We start from the raw sequence: 16,615 nt of genomic DNA, 5'->3' as shown, positions 1-16,615 counted from the left end.
TAGGAACAGTTCCGCCAGGCTCGGCGAGAAGCGCGAAGCACTCGCGCTTCTCGCCGGGAACCGGCAGACAAACAGGAGATAGACGTGATCCAGCAGGAGTCGCGACTGCGGGTCGCCGACAACACTGGTGCGAAGGAGATCCTTTGCATCCGTGTTCTCGGTGGTTCCGGTCGCCGCTACGCGGGCATCGGTGACGTCATCGTCGCCACCGTCAAGGATGCGATCCCCGGTGGCAACGTGAAGAAGGGTGACGTCGTCAAGGCGGTCATCGTTCGCACCGTCAAGGAGCGCCGCCGTCCCGACGGCTCGTACATCCGCTTCGACGAGAACGCGGCCGTCATCCTCAAGAACGATGGCGACCCCCGCGGCACCCGTATCTTCGGCCCCGTGGGCCGTGAGCTGCGCGAGAAGAAGTTCATGAAGATCATCTCGCTCGCGCCGGAGGTGCTGTAACCGATGAAGATCAAGAAGGGCGACCTGGTCCAGGTCATCACCGGTAAGGACAAGGGCAAGCAGGGCAAGGTCATCCAGGCCTTCCCCCGCGAGGACCGCGTCCTGGTCGAGGGTGTCAACCGGGTCAAGAAGCACACCAAGGCCGGCCAGACCGCTCGTGGTTCGAAGACCGGCGGCATCGTGACGACCGAGGCCCCCATCCACGTCAGCAACGTTCAGCTGGTTGTGGAGAAGGACGGCCAGAAGGTTGTCACCCGCGTCGGATACCGCTTCGACGACGAGGGCAACAAGATCCGCGTTGCCAAGCGGACCGGTGAGGACATCTGATGACTGCCACCACCAACGCGCCGCGTCTGAAGACGCGCTACCGCGAAGAGATCGCCGGGAAGCTGAAGGACGAGTTCTCCTACGAGAACGTCATGCAGATCCCCGGTCTGACCAAGATCGTGGTCAACATGGGTGTGGGCGACGCCGCCCGCGACTCCAAGCTGATCGAGGGCGCCATCCGCGACCTCACCACGATCACCGGCCAGAAGCCGGCCGTCACCAAGGCCCGTAAGTCCATCGCGCAGTTCAAGCTGCGCGAGGGCCAGCCGATCGGTGCCCACGTCACCCTCCGTGGTGACCGCATGTGGGAGTTCCTGGACCGCCTGCTGTCGCTCGCGCTGCCGCGCATCCGCGACTTCCGTGGTCTGTCCCCGAAGCAGTTCGACGGTCGGGGCAACTACACCTTCGGTCTCACGGAGCAGGTCATGTTCCACGAGATCGACCAGGACAAGATCGACCGGACGCGGGGCATGGACATCACCGTGGTCACCACGGCGTCCAACGACGATGAGGGCCGCGCCCTGCTTCGTCACCTCGGCTTCCCGTTCAAGGAGAACTGACCGTGGCGAAGAAGGCTCTGATCGCTAAGGCGGCTCGTAAGCCGAAGTTTGCTGTCCGCGCGTACACGCGCTGCCAGCGCTGCGGCCGTCCGCACTCCGTCTACCGCAAGTTCGGCCTGTGCCGCGTGTGCCTTCGTGAGATGGCTCACCGTGGCGAGCTGCCGGGCGTGACCAAGAGCTCCTGGTAATCCCTCACTTGGGATGACCGGGGCTCTCGGTAAGCAATCGGTCGGCGGGATCCCCGCCCCTTTTTTTCCCGTAGGGTAGAGGGGTTTGGGCGTCCCGCCGCCCGAGACCGACCGCGGGCGAAGCCCGCATAACGTCGCTTACTACGCCGTAGGTCCCCGCGCCGCACCCGTCCCGACTCTGATCGGGGAGAGGGATGGCGCACATAGGAAACCCCGGCGAGAGAGGCCGAAGGCCAATTCATGACCATGACTGACCCCATCGCAGACATGCTGACCCGTCTGCGGAACGCGAACTCGGCGTACCACGACACCGTCGTGATGCCGCACAGCAAGATCAAGTCGCACATCGCGGAGATCCTCCAGCAGGAGGGTTACATCACCGGCTGGCGCGTCGAGGACGCCGAGGTCGGCAAGAACCTCGTCCTTGAGCTGAAGTTCGGCCCGAACCGCGAGCGCTCGATCGCCGGCATCAAGCGGATCTCGAAGCCGGGCCTCCGGGTCTACGCAAAGTCCACCAACCTGCCGAAGGTGCTCGGCGGCCTGGGCGTGGCGATCATCTCCACGTCCCACGGTCTGCTCACCGGCCAGCAGGCGCAGAAGAAGGGCGTGGGTGGGGAAGTCCTCGCCTACGTCTGGTAACCCGGGAACGGAGGAATAGCTAATGTCGCGCATTGGCAAGCTGCCCATCCAGGTTCCCGCTGGTGTGGACGTCACCATCGAGGGCCGCACGGTCAACGTGAAGGGTCCCAAGGGCTCCCTTTCGCACACCGTGGCCGCTCCCATCGAGGTCGCCAAGGGTGAGGACGGCGTCATCAACGTCACCCGCCCGAACGACGAGCGTCAGAACAAGGCCCTGCACGGCCTGTCCCGCACGCTGGTGGCGAACATGATCACCGGCGTGACCCAGGGATACAGCAAGGCGCTCGAGATCAGCGGTGTCGGTTACCGCGTCCAGGCCAAGGGCTCCAACCTGGAGTTCGCCCTGGGCTACAGCCACCCGATCGTGATCGAGGCCCCCGAGGGGATCTCCTTCAAGGTCGAGTCCCCGACCAAGCTCAGCGTCGAGGGCATCGACAAGCAGAAGGTCGGCGAGGTGGCGGCGAACATCCGCAAGCTGCGCAAGCCTGACCCGTACAAGGCCAAGGGCGTCAAGTACGCCGGCGAGGTCATCCGCCGCAAGGTCGGAAAGGCTGGTAAGTAAGCCATGGCATACGGTGTGAAGATCGCGAAGGGTGACGCTTACAAGCGCGCCGCCGCCAAGCGTCGCCACATCCGCATCCGTAAGCGGATTTCGGGTACCGCGGAGCGTCCGCGTCTGGTCGTGACGCGGTCCAACCGCGGCATCACCGCGCAGGTCATCGACGACATCCAGGGCCACACGCTGGCCTCGGCGTCGAGCCTGGACGCGTCGATCCGTGGTGGCGAGGGCGACAAGAGCGCCCAGGCCCAGAAGGTCGGCTCCCTGGTCGCCGAGCGTGCCAAGGCCGCCGGTGTCGAGGCCGTCGTGTTCGACCGTGGTGGCAAGCAGTACGCCGGGCGGATTGCCGCTCTGGCCGACGCCGCCCGCGAAGCCGGGCTGAAGTTCTAAGCCCCGGTTCCGGAGCTAGCGGACGTAACAGAGAGAGGTAAATCCAATGGCTGGACCCCAGCGCCGCGGGAGCGGTGCCGGTGGCGGCGAGCGGCGGGACCGGAAGGGTCGCGACGGTGGCGCTGCCGCCGAGAAGACCGCGTACGTTGAGCGCGTTGTCGCGATCAACCGCGTCGCCAAGGTTGTCAAGGGTGGTCGTCGATTCAGCTTCACCGCGCTGGTCGTGGTGGGCGACGGTGACGGCACCGTAGGTGTCGGTTACGGCAAGGCCAAGGAAGTTCCGGCTGCCATCGCCAAGGGCGTGGAAGAGGCCAAGAAGAACTTCTTCAAGGTCCCCCGTATCCAGGGCACCATCCCTCACCCCATCCAGGGCGAGAAGGCTGCGGGCGTCGTCCTGCTCAAGCCGGCTTCCCCCGGTACCGGTGTGATCGCCGGTGGCCCCGTGCGTGCCGTTCTGGAGTGCGCGGGCATCCACGACGTGCTGAGCAAGTCGCTCGGTTCGTCGAACCCGATCAACATCGTGCACGCCACGGTGACCGCGCTTCAGGGCCTTCAGCGCCCCGAGGAGATCGCGGCCCGTCGTGGCCTGCCGCTGGAGGACGTTGCTCCCGCCGCTCTGCTGCGGGCGCGTGCAGGGGTGACCGCGTAATGGCGCACCTCAAGATCACGCAGACGAAGTCCTACATCGGTAGCAAGCAGAACCACCGCGACACCCTTCGTTCGCTGGGCCTGAAGAAGCTCAACGACGTGGTTGTCAAGGAGGACCGCCCCGAGTTCCGCGGCATGGTGCACACCGTCCGCCACCTCGTGACGGTTGAGGAGGTCGACTGACATGGCGGAGCAGAACCCGCTCAAGGTCCACAACCTCCGTCCTGCCCCGGGCGCCAAGACCGCCAAGACCCGCGTGGGTCGTGGCGAGGCGTCCAAGGGTAAGACCGCTGGTCGTGGTACCAAGGGTACGAAGGCCCGTTACCAGGTTCCGGAGCGCTTCGAGGGTGGGCAGATGCCCCTCCACATGCGCCTCCCGAAGCTGAAGGGTTTCAAGAACCCCGCTCACAAGCAGTTCCAGGTCGTGAACCTGGACAAGCTGGCCGCGCTCTACCCGCAGGGTGGCGAGGTCACGGTGGCCGACCTGGTCGCCAAGGGCGCGGTGCGCAAGAACGAGCTCGTCAAGGTCCTGGGCCAGGGCGAGATCTCCGTGGCGCTGCAGGTTTCGGTTGACGCCGTTTCCGGCTCCGCCAAGGAGAAGATTGCCGCCGCCGGCGGCACCGTCACCGAACTCATCTGAGTTCGTTGATTCAACTGACCGGGGATGCCCATCGTTTGGGGCATCCCCGGTTGGTCGTTCCAAGGGGGTACGGTCGCCGGTAAGGTGGCAGGCACTGCTGTTTTCCGGGGCTCAGGCCCCGGGCCCCGCCGCACGGGCCGTGTCCGGGCGGTTTTTGGCCTATGTATTCGTCGATCCTCAAGACCGTCACCTCTCGCCTAAGGGGCGAAGAGGCGCAGGAGGCACCGTGCTCACCGCGTTCGCCCGAGCGTTCAAGACGCCCGACCTGCGCAAGAAGCTGCTGTTCACATTGGGCATCATCGTGCTCTACCGGATCGGAGCGCACGTCCCGGTCCCCGGGGTGAACTACGCGAACGTCGAGACCTGCATGCGGCAGGCCGGCGGCAACAGCGGGTTGTTCGCCCTGGTGAACATGTTCAGCGGTGGTGCGCTGCTGCAGATCACGATCTTCGCGCTGGGGATCATGCCGTACATCACGGCGAGCATCATCCTCCAGCTGCTGACCGTGGTGATCCCCAGGCTGGAGGCCCTCAAGAAAGAGGGGCAGTCCGGCACGGCGAAGATCACCCAGTACACCCGCTATCTGACCGTGGCGCTCGCCATCCTGCAGGGCACCGGCCTGGTGGCCACCGCCCGCAGCGGCGCGCTCTTCCAGAACTGCCCGGTCGCCAGCGAGATCGTGCCCAGCGACTCGATCTTCACCACCATCACGATGGTCATCACGATGACCGCCGGCACCGCCCTGATCATGTGGCTCGGTGAGCTCGTCACCGACCGCGGTATCGGCAACGGCATGTCCATCCTGATGTTCATCTCGATCGCCGCCGGCTTCCCGGGCGCCCTGTGGCAGATCAAGCTCACCGGCAAGCTCGCCGATGGCTGGATCGAGTTCTTCGCGGTGATCGCGGTCGGCCTGGCGATGGTCGCCCTGGTGGTCTTCGTCGAGCAGGCCCAGCGGCGCATTCCCGTGCAGTACGCGAAGCGGATGATCGGTCGCCGGTCCTATGGCGGTACGTCCACGTACATCCCGCTCAAGGTGAATCAGGCGGGTGTGATTCCCGTCATCTTCGCGTCATCGCTGCTCTACATTCCAGCCCTCATCGCACAGTTCAGCGGGTCGAAGGCGGCATGGGCGACCTGGATCGCCACCAACTTCACCAAGGGAAATCACCCGGTTTACATCGTTACGTACTTCCTGCTGATCGTCTTCTTCGCGTTCTTCTACGTCGCCATCAGCTTCAACCCCGAAGAAGTTGCCGACAACATGAAGAAGTATGGTGGCTTCATCCCGGGTATCCGGGCTGGTCGCCCGACGGCCGAGTACCTCAGCTACGTGCTCAACCGGATCACGTGGCCGGGCTCGCTGTACCTGGGGCTGATCGCGCTCGTACCAACAGTGGCGTTGGTGCTTTTCAACGCGAACCAGAACTTCCCGTTCGGCGGGACGAGCATCCTCATCATCGTGGGTGTGGGCCTGGAGACCGTGAAGCAGATCGAGAGCCAGCTTCAGCAGCGCAACTACGAAGGGTTCCTCCGCTGATGCGAATCGTCCTCGTCGGACCCCCGGGGGCCGGCAAGGGTACGCAGGCTGCGTACCTTGCCAAGAACCTCGCGATCCCGCACATCTCCACGGGGGACCTGTTCCGCGCCAACATCAGTCAGGGCACGCCCCTGGGTGTCGAGGCGAAGTCCTACATGGACGCCGGAAACCTGGTGCCCGACTCGGTCACCATCGGCATGGCCGAGGACCGCATGGAGCAGGCCGACGCCGCCGAGGGCTTCCTCCTCGACGGCTTCCCGCGCAACCTCGGCCAGGCCGAGGCGCTGGACGAGTACCTCAAGAGCCACGGCCTGAAGCTGGACGCCGTCCTGGACCTGGAGGTCCCGGAGGACGAGGTCGTCAAGCGGATCGCCGGCCGGCGGATCTGCCGCAAGGACTCCAGCCACGTCTTCCACGCCGAGTACAACAAGCCGGAGACCGAGGGCGTCTGCGACGTCTGTGGCGGCGAGCTGTACCAGCGTGACGACGACCGCGAGGCGACCGTCCGCAAGCGGCTGGAGGTCTACCACACGGAGACCGAGCCGATCATCGACTACTACAAGGCCCAGGACCTGGTCGTGACGATCCCGGCCCTCGGCAAGGTCGAAGAGGTCACGCAGCGCGCGATGGCCGCGCTGCCCTCGCGCGAGGCGTAGCAGCAACCGGCTTCGATACGGCCGCGGTGCCCCGACGGGGCGCCGCGGCCGTATTGCGTACGGGTACCGTGGTAGCCGCAATCAGCATCGAGCAACCACGAGGCGACCAGCCACCTCCGCGCGAGCGGCGGCGGCCCGGCCGCAAAGGGAGAGCCAGCCGCAATGGTGGAGATCAAGACCCCCGAGCAGATCGCGAAGATGCGCGAGGCGGGGCTGGTGGTCGCCGCCATCCACGCCGCCACCCGGAAGGTCGCGGTGCCGGGCGCCACGACCAAGGACCTGGACGACGCGGCGCGCAAGGTGCTCGCCGAGCACGGCGCGAAGTCGAACTTCCTCGGTTACGGCGGCTTCCCCGCGACCATCTGCACTTCGGTGAACGATGTCGTGGTGCACGGCATCCCCGACACCGAGACGGTGCTGCAGGACGGGGACATCATCTCCATCGACTGCGGCGCGATCATCGACGGCTGGCACGGCGACGCCGCGTACACCGCCTTCGTCGGGTCGGGTCACTCCGCGGAGCTGATCGAGCTCAGCCGGGTCACCGAGGAGTCGATGTGGGCCGGTATCGCGGCGGTCGCCAAGGGTAACCGCCTGGTCGACATCTCCAAGGCGATCGAGGGCTACATCCGGCGCCAGCCCCGTCCGGTCAGCGGCAAGTACGGCATCGTCGAGGACTACGGCGGCCACGGCATCGGCTCGCAGATGCACATGGACCCGCATCTGCTGAACTACGTCGACCGCAAGCGCGGCCGCGGCCCCAAGCTGGTGCCCGGTTTCTGCATCGCGATCGAGCCGATGGTCAATCTCGGTACGCCCAAGACCCACGTCCTTGAGGACGACTGGACGGTCAAGTCGAACGACGGCAGCTGGTCCTCGCACTGGGAGCACTCGGTCGCGCTGACCGAGGACGGCCCGTTGGTGCTGACCTCTCCGGACGGCGGCAAGGCGAAGCTGGCCGAGCTGGGGATCACGGCCGCGCCCGACCCCCTGGCCTGAGCCGCTTGCGCCCCGGCGCGGCCCCCGGGCGTAAGGATCACCCCTGGTGGGCAATAATCCAGGATTCGTCTTTTCCCAGGCACTGACGTAGACTGACGCGTCGGCTCTCGTGCATCCGTATGCCTGTAGACAGGTGGCATCTTCGATGTCGCGGAGACGCAAGAGTCGATCAAGGTAGCCGATTCGAAAGGCGAAGCGTGGCCAAGAAGCAAGGTGCCATCGAGATCGAGGGCACCGTGATCGAGTCCCTCCCGAACGCCATGTTCAAGGTGGAACTCCAGAACGGTCACAAGGTCCTCGCGCACATCAGCGGCAAGATGCGGATGCACTACATCCGCATCCTCCCGGATGACCGGGTCGTCGTGGAGCTTTCTCCGTACGACCTGACGCGTGGCCGGATCGTCTACCGCTACAAGTAGATCTTGTCGACGTCCCGCTCCCGTGGGGCGACGGCACTGACCCGGAGAACCTCACATCCCATGAAGGTCAAGCCGAGCGTCAAGAAGATCTGCGACAAGTGCAAGGTGATCCGCCGCCACGGCCGGGTCATGGTCATCTGCGACAACCTGCGCCACAAGCAGCGCCAGGGCTGACGCACGCCGACCACCTGCATTTCGCAGTTCGCGCGACGCAAGCACACACGTACATACGCAGTCACCCGACCCCCCGCACCACTCGCGTGGGGACGACACCCCCGGCTCGGAGGCCGGGGACCCGGCTCGTAATTCTGCAGAGTCTTACGGGAACGGTGCTGCGGAAGACCTCCGAATAGCCATCAGGAGCCACATCAATGGCACGCCTCGCAGGCGTTGATCTCCCGCGCGAAAAGCGTGTGGAGGTCGCCCTCACCTACGTCTTCGGTATCGGGCGGACGCTCTCGCAGCAGACTCTCGCCGCCACCGGCGTGAACCCGAACACCCGGGTCCGCGACCTGGCCGAGGAAGACCTCGTCAAGATCCGCGAGTACGTCGACAACAACCTCAAGACCGAGGGTGACCTCCGTCGCGAGATCCAGGCGGACATCCGCCGCAAGGTCGAGATCGGCTGCTACCAGGGTCTGCGTCACCGTCGCGGTCTGCCGGTGCACGGTCAGCGCACCAGCACGAACGCCCGTACCCGCAAGGGTCCGCGTCGCGCGATCGCCGGCAAGAAGAAGCCGGGCAAGAAGTAGTCCTCAGCAGGACGCACTGTGTGTTCTGGGGGGATACCCCTCAGAGCCCCCCAAGCGGTCTTCGCTGTAGGACCGACCACCTCCACGGGAGTAATGAATGCCTCCGAAGGGCCGTACGGCCGGCGCCAAGAAGGTGCGCCGCAAGGAGAAGAAGAACGTCGCCCACGGGCACGCTCACATCAAGAGCACGTTCAACAACACGATCGTCTCGATCACGGACCCCACGGGCAACGTGATCTCTTGGGCCTCTGCCGGCCACGTCGGCTTCAAGGGCTCGCGCAAGTCCACCCCCTTCGCCGCGCAGATGGCCGCCGAGTCGGCCGCCCGCCGCGCGCAGGAGCACGGCATGCGCAAGGTTGACGTCTTCGTCAAGGGCCCGGGTTCGGGTCGCGAGACGGCCATCCGTTCGCTGCAGGCGACCGGTCTTGAGGTCGGCTCCATCCAGGACGTCACCCCGACCCCGCACAACGGATGCCGCCCGCCCAAGCGTCGCCGCGTCTGACCACCTGAAGTAGGAGACAACTAGACAATGGCGCGTTACACCGGGGCCGACTGCAAGCGTTGCCGTCGGGAGAAGCAGAAGCTCTTCCTCAAGGGGAGCAAGTGCGAGAGCGCAAAGTGCCCGATCGAGATCCGTCCTTACCCCCCGGGTGAGCACGGTCGCGGGCGCACCAAGGACAGCGAGTACCTGCTCCAGCTTCGTGAGAAGCAGAAGTGCAGCCGTATCTACGGTGTCCTTGAGAAGCAGTTCGTGAACTACTACAAGGAAGCGAACCAGAAGTCCGGCAAGACCGGTGAGAACCTTCTGCGCATCCTTGAGACCCGTCTCGACAACGTGGTCTACCGGGCCGGCTTTGCCAAGTCCCGGGACCACGCCCGTCAGCTGGTGCGTCACGGACACATCACCGTGAACGGCCGCAAGACCGACATCCCGTCGGCTCGTGTGGCGGTGAACGACATCATCGAGGTCCGCGAGGGCTCTCGGAACCTGACCCCCTTCGAGGTGGCCAAGGCCGAGGCCGGCGAGAAGACCGTTCCGGCCTGGCTGGAAGCGATCCCGTCGAACCTCCGGATTCTGGTGCACAGCCTGCCCGAGCGCCAGGTGATCGACACCCAGGTGCAGGAGCAGCTGATCGTCGAGCTCTACTCGAAGTAGGGCTCGTCGGCTCTCCTCAGGTAAGAGCCGGCGGGTGTGGGCGGTACGGGGCCATTGGCGTCGTACCGCCCGTACCCTTGTCAGTACAGCGGGCGTCAAATAGCGGGCGCCCACGACTGAAGGACCGAAAACATGCTGATTGCTCAGCGTCCCTCTCTGACCGAAGAGGTCGTCGACGAATACCGCTCCCGGTTCGTGATCGAGCCGCTGGAGCCGGGCTTCGGCTACACCCTCGGCAACTCCCTGCGTCGTACGCTCCTCTCCTCGATCCCGGGTGCGGCGGTCACGTCCATCCGCATCGACGGTGTCCTGCACGAGTTCACCACCGTGCCGGGCGTCAAGGAGGACGTCACCGACCTCATCCTCAACATCAAGCAGCTGGTCGTCTCCTCGGAGCACGACGAGCCGGTCGTGATGTACCTGCGCAAGCAGGGTCCCGGCCTGGTCACCGCTGCCGACATCGCGCCCCCGGCCGGTGTCGAGGTCCACAACCCGGACCTGGTCCTCGCCACGCTCAACGGCAAGGGCAAGCTGGAGATGGAGCTGACCGTCGAGCGCGGTCGCGGCTATGTCTCCGCCGTGCAGAACAAGCAGGTGGGCCAGGAGATCGGCCGTATCCCGGTCGACTCGATCTACTCGCCGGTGCTCAAGGTCACCTACAAGGTCGAGGCGACCCGTGTCGAGCAGCGCACCGACTTCGACAAGCTGATCGTCGACGTCGAGACCAAGCAGGCCATGCGGCCGCGCGACGCCATGGCGTCCGCCGGTAAGACGCTGGTCGAGCTGTTCGGTCTGGCGCGCGAGCTCAACATCGACGCCGAGGGCATCGACATGGGCCCGTCCCCGACGGACGCCGCCCTCGCCGCCGACCTGGCGCTGCCGATCGAGGAGCTTGAGCTCACCGTTCGCTCGTACAACTGCCTCAAGCGTGAGGGCATCCACTCCGTGGGTGAGCTCGTGGCGCGCTCCGAGGCCGACCTGCTCGACATCCGCAACTTCGGTGCGAAGTCGATCGACGAGGTCAAGGCGAAGCTGGCCGGCATGGGCCTGGCGCTCAAGGACAGCCCGCCCGGATTCGACCCGACCGCCGCCGCCGACGCCTTCGGCGCGGACGACGACGCGGACGCCGGGTTCGTGGAGACCGAGCAGTACTGAGTTCGACCGGTCGGGGTCCGGGGCGCCGTCCCGGACCCCGACCGTGTGATGCTTCCGCGGGGCGGCCGCCTCGCGGGAACTGACACCGGTACCTGATACGGCCGGTGCAGCAATGAAGGAGATACACATGCCGAAGCCCGCCAAGGGTGCCCGTCTGGGCGGCAGCGCCGCACACGAGCGTCTGATGCTGCGCAACCTGGCCACCGCTCTCTTCGAGCACGGTCGCATCACCACGACCGAGGCCAAGGCCCGTCGTCTGCGTCCGTACGCGGAGCGTCTGGTGACCAAGGCGAAGAAGGGCGACCTTCACAACCGCCGTCAGGTCATGCAGCTGATCTCGGACAAGAGCGTCGTGCACACGCTCTTCACGGAGATCGCCCCGCGGTTCGAGAACCGCCCGGGTGGCTACACCCGTATCACCAAGATCGGTAACCGCCGTGGCGACAACGCTCCCATGGCCGTCATCGAGCTGGTGGAGGCGCTGACCGTGGCGCAGCAGGCGACTGGTGAGGCCGAGGCCGCCACCAAGCGTGCGGCCAAGGACGCGGAGGCCGCTGCGGCCGAGACCACCGAGGCCCCGGCCGAGGAGTCGAAGGACGCCTGAGGCTTCGCCTCGCGTCGAGCGGGTCCGTCCCTTCGGGGGCGGGCCCGCTTCCGTATGCCGGGAGCTTGAGAGGATGGTGGGTGTGAGCGACGAGGTGAAGCCCGGGTACGTCCGGGTGCGGCTGGACCTTTCCTACGACGGGAAGGACTTCTCCGGGTGGGCCAAGCAGGCCGGGGGGCAGCGGACGGTCCAGGGGGAGATCGAGGACGCGCTGCGGACGGTGACGCGGTCGCGCCAGACCACGTACGAGCTGACCGTCGCGGGCCGGACCGATGCCGGGGTGCATGCGCGCGGGCAGGTGGCGCACGTCGACCTCCCCGCGGAGCTGTGGGCCGAGCATCGGGAGAAGCTGCTCAAGCGGCTGGCCGGACGGCTGCCCAAGGACGTGCGGGTGTGGTCGCTGACCGAGGCGCCGGAAGGCTTCAACGCGCGGTTCTCGGCGATCTGGCGGCGGTACGCGTACCGGGTCACCGACCACCACGGGGGCGTGGACCCGCTGCTGCGCGGCCATGTGCTGTGGCACGACTGGGCGCTCGACGTGGACGCCATGAACGAGGCGGCCGGTCCGCTGCTGGGGGAGCACGACTTCGCGGCGTACTGCAAGCGGCGCGAGGGGGCGACGACCATCCGGACGCTGCAGGAGCTGAGCCTGGAGCGCGGCGCCGACGGGATCATCACCGCGACCGTGCGGGCGGACGCCTTCTGCCACAACATGGTGCGGTCGCTGATCGGCGCGCTGCTGTTCGTCGGGGACGGCCACCGGCCGCCGGAGTGGCCGGGGAAGGTGCTGGCCGCGGGCGTACGGGACTCCGCGGTGCACGTCGTACGGCCGCACGGGCTGACGCTGGAGGAGGTCGGGTACCCGGCCGACGAGCTGCTGAGGGCCCGGAACCTCGAAGCGCGCAACAAGCGGACCCTGCCGGGAGCCTCCGTGGGCGGCTGCTGCTGAGCCGGCCCGGTGGTGGCGCTGCCCGGGGCCGCGCCACCAGGGGCGTCAGGACTGGCCGGCCTTCTTCTGGGCTTCCTTCAGCTGCCGCTCCGCGGCCTTCGCGGCCTGGTCCTTGCCGCGCTGGGTGATCCGGGTGAAGGCGTAGGAGCCGCCGTCCCGGGCGATCTGCTGGGCCTTGGTCTCGGACGGGACGACATCCTTGCCGTTGAGGTAGCCGGCGATGATGAAGTAGGCGTAGCGGCCGGTGGCGTTGGTCGCCATCCGGCACTTGTGGCCCTGGCAGAAGTCCGAGGGGACGCCGCCGCCGGGCAGCGGCATCAGGTTGGTCTTGGCCTCGTTCATGACCTTGGTGGCCTTGGCGGGCGAGTCGAAGGCCGCGATGCCGACGGTGACCGCGACGCCGCCCTTGGAGTACGTGGCGCGCACCAGCTGCCGGCAGCCGTTGTGGGTGAGCGAGGAGACCAGCGCGCCCTGGGCGGCGGCGGTGCAGTCCTTGGTGGTGGCGGTGTTGGTACGGGGGTAGCTGTGCTCGCCGATGACCATGGTCTTCTGCCCGAAGAGGGAGGCCGGCGTGAGCGGCGCGGTGTCCTTCTTGGGGTCGGAGATGTAGTCCTGTGGGTTGGGCGGGGGCGGCACCGAGACGTCGGGGAAGGACGGCTTGTCGTCCGGCTCCGCGGCCTGGCCGGACGCGGCGGGGGTCGCCGACGCGCCGCCGCCCGGTGTGTCGCCGCCGCCGGCCAGCACGGCGCCGGTGACGACGCCGGCCACCGCGAGGACCGCCAGCACGCCGCCGCCGATCCACATCCAGCGCTTGCGGCGGGCCTGTGCCTCGCTCTCCTCGGCGAGTGCGCCCCAGTCAGGAGTGGACGATGATCCCCCGGGGCCGTCGAAGGGCCCGCCTTGCCCGAAACTCATGCCGCGCATCCTAATGGGGTTGGTGGAACGGGTGGAGGGCGGTCACAATCCCGCCCATGGGACATCTTGAAGCCGGCCATCTGGAGTACTACCTGCCGGACGGGAGGGCCCTGCTGGGGGATGTCTCCTTCCGCGTGGGGGAGGGCGCGTCGGTGGCGCTGGTGGGGGCCAACGGAGCCGGCAAGACGACGCTGCTGCGGCTGATCGCCGGCGAGCTGGCGCCGCACGGCGGATCGGTGACGGTCAGCGGCGGGCTCGGCGTCATGCCGCAGTTCGTGGGCTCCGTGCGCGACGACCGTACGGTGCGCGATCTGCTGGTCTCCGTCGCGCAGCCGCGGATTCGGCAGGCCGCGGCGGCGGTGGACGCCGCCGAGACGGCGATCATGACCGCCGACGACGAGGACGCGCAGATGGCGTACGCCCAGGCGCTCAGCGACTGGGCCGAGGCGCGCGGCTACGAGGCCGAGACGGTCTGGGACATGTGCACGACGGCGGCGCTGGGGATGCCGTACGAGAAGGCCCAGTGGCGCCAGGTGCGCACGCTGTCCGGCGGCGAGCAGAAGCGGCTGGTGCTGGAGTCGCTGCTGCGCGGCACGGACGAGGTGCTGCTGCTGGACGAGCCGGACAACTATCTGGACGTGCCGGGCAAGCGGTGGCTGGAGGAGCAGCTGCGGCAGACCCGTAAGACGGTGCTGTTCGTCTCGCACGACCGGGAGCTGCTGGCGAGCGCCGCGGAGAAGATCATCAGCGTCGAGCCGGGCCCGGCGGGCTCCGACGTCTGGGTGCACGGCGGCGGCTTCGGCACCTACCACCAGGCCCGCAAGGAGCGCTTCGCCCGCTTCGAGGAGCTGCGTCGGCGCTGGGACGAGAAGCACGCCCAGCTCAAGAAGCTGGTGGTCTCGCTGCGGCAGGCGGCCTCGGTCAGCCATGAGATGGCCTCGCGCTATGCGGCGGCGCAGACCCGGCTGCGGAAGTTCGAGGAGGCCGGCCCGCCGCCGGAGCCGCCGCGCGAGCAGGACATCACCATGCGGCTGCGCGGCGGGCGCACCGGCGTACGGGCGGTGACCTGCGAGGACCTGGAGCTGACCGGGCTGATGAAGCCCTTCTCGCTGGAGATCTTCTACGGTGAGCGGGTCGCGGTCCTCGGCTCCAACGGCTCCGGCAAGTCGCACTTCCTGCGGCTGCTGGCCCAGGACGCCGAGCGGCCCGTCCCGCACACCGGCACCTGGAAGCTGGGCGCCCGCGTCGTGCCCGGCCACTTCGCGCAGACCCATGCCCACCCCGAGCTGATGGGCCGCCCGCTGCTGGACATCCTGTGGACCGAGCACGCCAAGGACAAGGGCCAGGCGATGTCCGCGCTGCGCCGCTACGAGCTGGAGAAGCAGGCCGAGCAGCGCTTCGAGCGGCTCTCCGGCGGCCAGCAGGCCCGCTTCCAGATCCTGCTGCTGGAGCTCTCCGGTACGACGGCGCTGCTCCTGGACGAGCCGACCGACAACCTGGACCTGGAGTCGGCGGAGGCGTTGCAGGAGGGGCTGGAGGCGTACGAGGGGACGGTGGTGGCGGTGACGCACGACCGGTGGTTCGCGCGCTCCTTCGACCGGTTCCTGGTGTTCGGGGCGGACGGGGTGGTGCGGGAGTCGGCGGAGCCGGTGTGGGACGAGCGCCGCGTCGAGCGGAAGCGGTAGGGCGGCCGGCGGCGGACAAGGGGGCCGGTGCGCGGACCCGGTGCCCGTGCGGGGGGCGTTTTGACCCCGCCGGGGACGGCCCGGTATTCTGCTGGTTCGTTATGCGTATTGGCTTGCTCTATCTCACGTGAGGGGGCCTTACGCCGGTCCTTCGGGCCGATGACCAGCGGCGGACGATCGGGTTGCGTCACCCGTAGTGCCGCCCTGCTGTGTGATCGACCACGGGACCAGTACAGGACCCTTCCCCAAGGTCTTCTTGACCAGGGGATACCCCACTCCAAGAAGCGAAGGCTAAGACGTGCGTACGTTCAGCCCCAAGCCCGGCGATGTCCAGCGCCAGTGGCACATCATTGACGCGCAGGACGTTGTCCTGGGCCGTCTGGCCAGCCAGGCCGCGTCCCTCCTGCGGGGCAAGCACAAGCCGGTGTACGCCCCTCACGTTGACATGGGTGACTTCGTCATCATCGTCAACGCCGACAAGGTGCACCTGTCCGGCAACAAGCGGTCGCAGAAGATGGCCTACCGCCACTCCGGTTTCCCGGGTGGTCTGCGCTCCGTCCGCTACGACGAGCTTCTCGACAAGAACCCCGAGAAGGCCGTCGAGAAGGCCATCAAGGGCATGCTCCCCAAGAACACCCTCGGCCGTCAGATGCTCTCGAAGCTGAAGGTCTACGCGGGCGCCGAGCACCCGCACGCTGCGCAGCAGCCGGTCCCGTTCGAGATCACCCAGGTCGCGCAGTAAGTCCGGCCACCCCCTAAGACGACAGAGAATCTGAGGAGCATCGTGGCCGAGACCACTCCCGAGACCGTCATCGAGAACGAAGACGTCGTCGAGGAATACACCACCGAGACCGAGGTCGTGGAGTCGGAGTACACCTCCGAGTCCCTCGCGTCCCGCTTCGGCGACCCGCAGCCGGCCGCCGGCCTGGGCCGTCGCAAGAACGCCATCGCCCGCGTCCGGATCGTCCCGGGCACCGGCCAGTGGAAGATCAACGGTCGCACCCTTGAGGGCTACTTCCCGAACAAGGTGCACCAGCAGGAAGTCAACGAGCCCTTCAAGGTGCTCGAACTCGACAACCGCTACGACGTGATCGCCCGCATCTCCGGCGGCGGCATCTCCGGCCAGGCCGGTGCGCTGCGCCTGGGCGTGGCCCGTGCGCTGAACGAGGCGGACGTGGACAACAACCGCCCCGCGCTGAAGAAGGCCGGGTTCCTCAAGCGTGACGACCGTGCGGTCGAGCGCAAGAAGGCCGGTCTGAAGAAGGCCCGTAAGGCGCCGCAGTACAGCAAGCGCTAACCCGCTCGCTGCACGACGCAGCTCTTGTGAACGCCCCGGTGGCACCTCCGTGCTGCCGGGGCGTTCGGCTATCCGGGACCTGGA

25 protein-coding genes are annotated in these 16,615 nt (G+C 67.2%); 24 read left to right on the top strand and 1 reads right to left on the bottom strand.

Annotation, left to right across the window (positions count from 1 at the left end; genetic code table 11):
• Window positions 1-84: 84 nt before the first annotated feature.
• The 21 genes from rplN (at window position 85) to truA (ending at window position 12,634) form a co-directional block, all read left to right on the top strand.
• Window positions 85-453 (top strand): 50S ribosomal protein L14, encoded by a 369-nt coding sequence (gene rplN, locus ACZ4NB_RS26105; protein ID WP_003998823.1) that lies wholly within the window; start codon window positions 85-87, stop codon window positions 451-453.
• A gap of 3 nt (window positions 454-456) precedes the next feature.
• Window positions 457-780 (top strand): 50S ribosomal protein L24, encoded by a 324-nt coding sequence (gene rplX / locus ACZ4NB_RS26100; protein WP_030413017.1) that lies wholly within the window; start codon window positions 457-459, stop codon window positions 778-780.
• A complete protein-coding gene (gene rplE, locus ACZ4NB_RS26095) occupies window positions 780-1,340 on the top strand; it encodes a 50S ribosomal protein L5 (protein ID WP_030074789.1) in 561 nt (186 codons plus the stop codon). The genes rplX and rplE overlap by 1 nt, the downstream gene beginning before the upstream one ends.
• A 2-nt stretch (window positions 1,341-1,342) precedes the next feature.
• Entirely contained in the window at window positions 1,343-1,528 is a 186-nt protein-coding gene (locus tag ACZ4NB_RS26090) for a type Z 30S ribosomal protein S14 (RefSeq protein WP_004571834.1), read from the top strand.
• A gap of 240 nt (window positions 1,529-1,768) precedes the next feature.
• Window positions 1,769-2,167: a 30S ribosomal protein S8 gene (gene rpsH, locus ACZ4NB_RS26085; RefSeq protein ID WP_030413019.1), complete on the top strand. Its 399-nt coding sequence runs from the start codon at window positions 1,769-1,771 to the stop codon at window positions 2,165-2,167.
• A gap of 22 nt (window positions 2,168-2,189) precedes the next feature.
• Window positions 2,190-2,729 (top strand): 50S ribosomal protein L6, encoded by a 540-nt coding sequence (rplF, locus tag ACZ4NB_RS26080; protein WP_384429904.1) that lies wholly within the window; start codon window positions 2,190-2,192, stop codon window positions 2,727-2,729.
• A 3-nt stretch (window positions 2,730-2,732) separates the two neighbouring features.
• Window positions 2,733-3,116, top strand: coding sequence for a 50S ribosomal protein L18 (gene rplR, locus ACZ4NB_RS26075; protein ID WP_467665248.1), 384 nt, complete (start codon window positions 2,733-2,735; stop codon window positions 3,114-3,116).
• Between the two features lie 46 nt (window positions 3,117-3,162).
• On the top strand, window positions 3,163-3,765 hold the full coding sequence (rpsE, locus tag ACZ4NB_RS26070; RefSeq protein ID WP_006604888.1) for a 30S ribosomal protein S5: 603 nt from the start codon (window positions 3,163-3,165) through the stop codon (window positions 3,763-3,765).
• The gene (gene rpmD, locus ACZ4NB_RS26065) at window positions 3,765-3,947 is read left to right on the top strand and encodes a 50S ribosomal protein L30 (RefSeq protein WP_384429910.1); all 183 of its coding nucleotides are present in this window, start codon (window positions 3,765-3,767) and stop codon (window positions 3,945-3,947) included. The genes rpsE and rpmD overlap by 1 nt, the downstream gene beginning before the upstream one ends.
• A gap of 1 nt (window position 3,948) precedes the next feature.
• Window positions 3,949-4,404 (top strand): 50S ribosomal protein L15, encoded by a 456-nt coding sequence (gene rplO / locus ACZ4NB_RS26060; RefSeq protein WP_393487431.1) that lies wholly within the window; start codon window positions 3,949-3,951, stop codon window positions 4,402-4,404.
• 226 nt (window positions 4,405-4,630) lie between these two features.
• Window positions 4,631-5,944: a preprotein translocase subunit SecY gene (secY, locus tag ACZ4NB_RS26055; RefSeq protein WP_393487433.1), complete on the top strand. Its 1,314-nt coding sequence runs from the start codon at window positions 4,631-4,633 to the stop codon at window positions 5,942-5,944.
• Window positions 5,944-6,600 carry an adenylate kinase gene (locus tag ACZ4NB_RS26050; protein ID WP_393487435.1) on the top strand — a complete coding sequence of 219 codons (657 nt, stop codon included), beginning with the start codon at window positions 5,944-5,946 and terminating at the stop codon, window positions 6,598-6,600. The genes secY and ACZ4NB_RS26050 overlap by 1 nt, the downstream gene beginning before the upstream one ends.
• Before the next feature lie 162 nt (window positions 6,601-6,762).
• Window positions 6,763-7,599, top strand: a complete 837-nt coding sequence (gene map / locus ACZ4NB_RS26045; RefSeq protein ID WP_467665245.1) for a type I methionyl aminopeptidase — start codon at window positions 6,763-6,765, stop codon at window positions 7,597-7,599.
• A gap of 197 nt (window positions 7,600-7,796) precedes the next feature.
• Window positions 7,797-8,018 (top strand): translation initiation factor IF-1, encoded by a 222-nt coding sequence (infA, locus tag ACZ4NB_RS26040; RefSeq protein ID WP_003956442.1) that lies wholly within the window; start codon window positions 7,797-7,799, stop codon window positions 8,016-8,018.
• Between the two features lie 60 nt (window positions 8,019-8,078).
• Window positions 8,079-8,192, top strand: coding sequence for a 50S ribosomal protein L36 (rpmJ, locus tag ACZ4NB_RS26035; RefSeq protein ID WP_003956441.1), 114 nt, complete (start codon window positions 8,079-8,081; stop codon window positions 8,190-8,192).
• A gap of 197 nt (window positions 8,193-8,389) precedes the next feature.
• Entirely contained in the window at window positions 8,390-8,770 is a 381-nt protein-coding gene (gene rpsM, locus ACZ4NB_RS26030; RefSeq protein ID WP_018090888.1) for a 30S ribosomal protein S13, read from the top strand.
• Between the two features lie 97 nt (window positions 8,771-8,867).
• Window positions 8,868-9,272, top strand: coding sequence for a 30S ribosomal protein S11 (gene rpsK, locus ACZ4NB_RS26025; protein ID WP_004571845.1), 405 nt, complete (start codon window positions 8,868-8,870; stop codon window positions 9,270-9,272).
• A gap of 27 nt (window positions 9,273-9,299) precedes the next feature.
• Window positions 9,300-9,926 (top strand): 30S ribosomal protein S4, encoded by a 627-nt coding sequence (rpsD, locus tag ACZ4NB_RS26020; RefSeq protein ID WP_467665243.1) that lies wholly within the window; start codon window positions 9,300-9,302, stop codon window positions 9,924-9,926.
• 132 nt (window positions 9,927-10,058) lie between these two features.
• The gene (locus ACZ4NB_RS26015) at window positions 10,059-11,081 is read left to right on the top strand and encodes a DNA-directed RNA polymerase subunit alpha (protein ID WP_003956430.1); all 1,023 of its coding nucleotides are present in this window, start codon (window positions 10,059-10,061) and stop codon (window positions 11,079-11,081) included.
• A gap of 127 nt (window positions 11,082-11,208) precedes the next feature.
• Window positions 11,209-11,685 carry a 50S ribosomal protein L17 gene (gene rplQ, locus ACZ4NB_RS26010; RefSeq protein ID WP_393487439.1) on the top strand — a complete coding sequence of 159 codons (477 nt, stop codon included), beginning with the start codon at window positions 11,209-11,211 and terminating at the stop codon, window positions 11,683-11,685.
• An 82-nt stretch (window positions 11,686-11,767) separates the two neighbouring features.
• Window positions 11,768-12,634 carry a tRNA pseudouridine(38-40) synthase TruA gene (gene truA, locus ACZ4NB_RS26005; protein WP_467665241.1) on the top strand — a complete coding sequence of 289 codons (867 nt, stop codon included), beginning with the start codon at window positions 11,768-11,770 and terminating at the stop codon, window positions 12,632-12,634.
• 45 nt (window positions 12,635-12,679) lie between these two features.
• Here the strand turns inward: truA and ACZ4NB_RS26000 are convergent, their stop codons facing one another.
• Entirely contained in the window at window positions 12,680-13,549 is an 870-nt protein-coding gene (locus tag ACZ4NB_RS26000; protein ID WP_467665239.1) for a hypothetical protein, read from the bottom strand.
• Window positions 13,550-13,605: 56 nt separating this feature from the next.
• On the opposite strand from ACZ4NB_RS26000, the gene ACZ4NB_RS25995 reads away from it, so the two are divergent.
• From ACZ4NB_RS25995 to rpsI, 3 genes are all read left to right on the top strand, one after another.
• Entirely contained in the window at window positions 13,606-15,234 is a 1,629-nt protein-coding gene (locus tag ACZ4NB_RS25995; protein ID WP_467665237.1) for an ABC-F family ATP-binding cassette domain-containing protein, read from the top strand.
• 298 nt (window positions 15,235-15,532) lie between these two features.
• Entirely contained in the window at window positions 15,533-15,976 is a 444-nt protein-coding gene (gene rplM / locus ACZ4NB_RS25990) for a 50S ribosomal protein L13 (RefSeq protein ID WP_393487445.1), read from the top strand.
• A 42-nt stretch (window positions 15,977-16,018) separates the two neighbouring features.
• Window positions 16,019-16,531, top strand: a complete 513-nt coding sequence (rpsI, locus tag ACZ4NB_RS25985) for a 30S ribosomal protein S9 (protein WP_399146551.1) — start codon at window positions 16,019-16,021, stop codon at window positions 16,529-16,531.
• Window positions 16,532-16,615 lie beyond the last annotated feature (84 nt).

The sequence above is a fragment of the Streptomyces sp. NPDC026575 genome, assembly GCF_055567415.1.
The sequence above is the reverse complement of the archived record's forward strand: the minus strand, read 5'-3'. Positions and strand labels throughout refer to the sequence as shown.

Coding starts and splice junctions, on each gene's coding strand:
- rpsK (WP_004571845.1), top strand. CDS start 8,868: ATGCCTCCGAAGGGCCGTACGGCCGGCGCCAAGAAGGTGCGCCGCAAG.
- rpsD (WP_467665243.1), top strand. CDS start 9,300: ATGGCGCGTTACACCGGGGCCGACTGCAAGCGTTGCCGTCGGGAGAAG.
- ACZ4NB_RS26000 (WP_467665239.1), bottom strand. CDS start 13,549: ATGAGTTTCGGGCAAGGCGGGCCCTTCGACGGCCCCGGGGGATCATCG.
- rplQ (WP_393487439.1), top strand. CDS start 11,209: ATGCCGAAGCCCGCCAAGGGTGCCCGTCTGGGCGGCAGCGCCGCACAC.
- rplF (WP_384429904.1), top strand. CDS start 2,190: ATGTCGCGCATTGGCAAGCTGCCCATCCAGGTTCCCGCTGGTGTGGAC.
- rpsM (WP_018090888.1), top strand. CDS start 8,390: ATGGCACGCCTCGCAGGCGTTGATCTCCCGCGCGAAAAGCGTGTGGAG.
- rplX (WP_030413017.1), top strand. CDS start 457: ATGAAGATCAAGAAGGGCGACCTGGTCCAGGTCATCACCGGTAAGGAC.
- rplE (WP_030074789.1), top strand. CDS start 780: ATGACTGCCACCACCAACGCGCCGCGTCTGAAGACGCGCTACCGCGAA.
- ACZ4NB_RS26015 (WP_003956430.1), top strand. CDS start 10,059: ATGCTGATTGCTCAGCGTCCCTCTCTGACCGAAGAGGTCGTCGACGAA.
- map (WP_467665245.1), top strand. CDS start 6,763: ATGGTGGAGATCAAGACCCCCGAGCAGATCGCGAAGATGCGCGAGGCG.
- rpsH (WP_030413019.1), top strand. CDS start 1,769: ATGACCATGACTGACCCCATCGCAGACATGCTGACCCGTCTGCGGAAC.
- rpmD (WP_384429910.1), top strand. CDS start 3,765: ATGGCGCACCTCAAGATCACGCAGACGAAGTCCTACATCGGTAGCAAG.
- rplR (WP_467665248.1), top strand. CDS start 2,733: ATGGCATACGGTGTGAAGATCGCGAAGGGTGACGCTTACAAGCGCGCC.
- rpsE (WP_006604888.1), top strand. CDS start 3,163: ATGGCTGGACCCCAGCGCCGCGGGAGCGGTGCCGGTGGCGGCGAGCGG.
- rpmJ (WP_003956441.1), top strand. CDS start 8,079: ATGAAGGTCAAGCCGAGCGTCAAGAAGATCTGCGACAAGTGCAAGGTG.
- rplO (WP_393487431.1), top strand. CDS start 3,949: ATGGCGGAGCAGAACCCGCTCAAGGTCCACAACCTCCGTCCTGCCCCG.
- ACZ4NB_RS25995 (WP_467665237.1), top strand. CDS start 13,606: ATGGGACATCTTGAAGCCGGCCATCTGGAGTACTACCTGCCGGACGGG.
- ACZ4NB_RS26050 (WP_393487435.1), top strand. CDS start 5,944: ATGCGAATCGTCCTCGTCGGACCCCCGGGGGCCGGCAAGGGTACGCAG.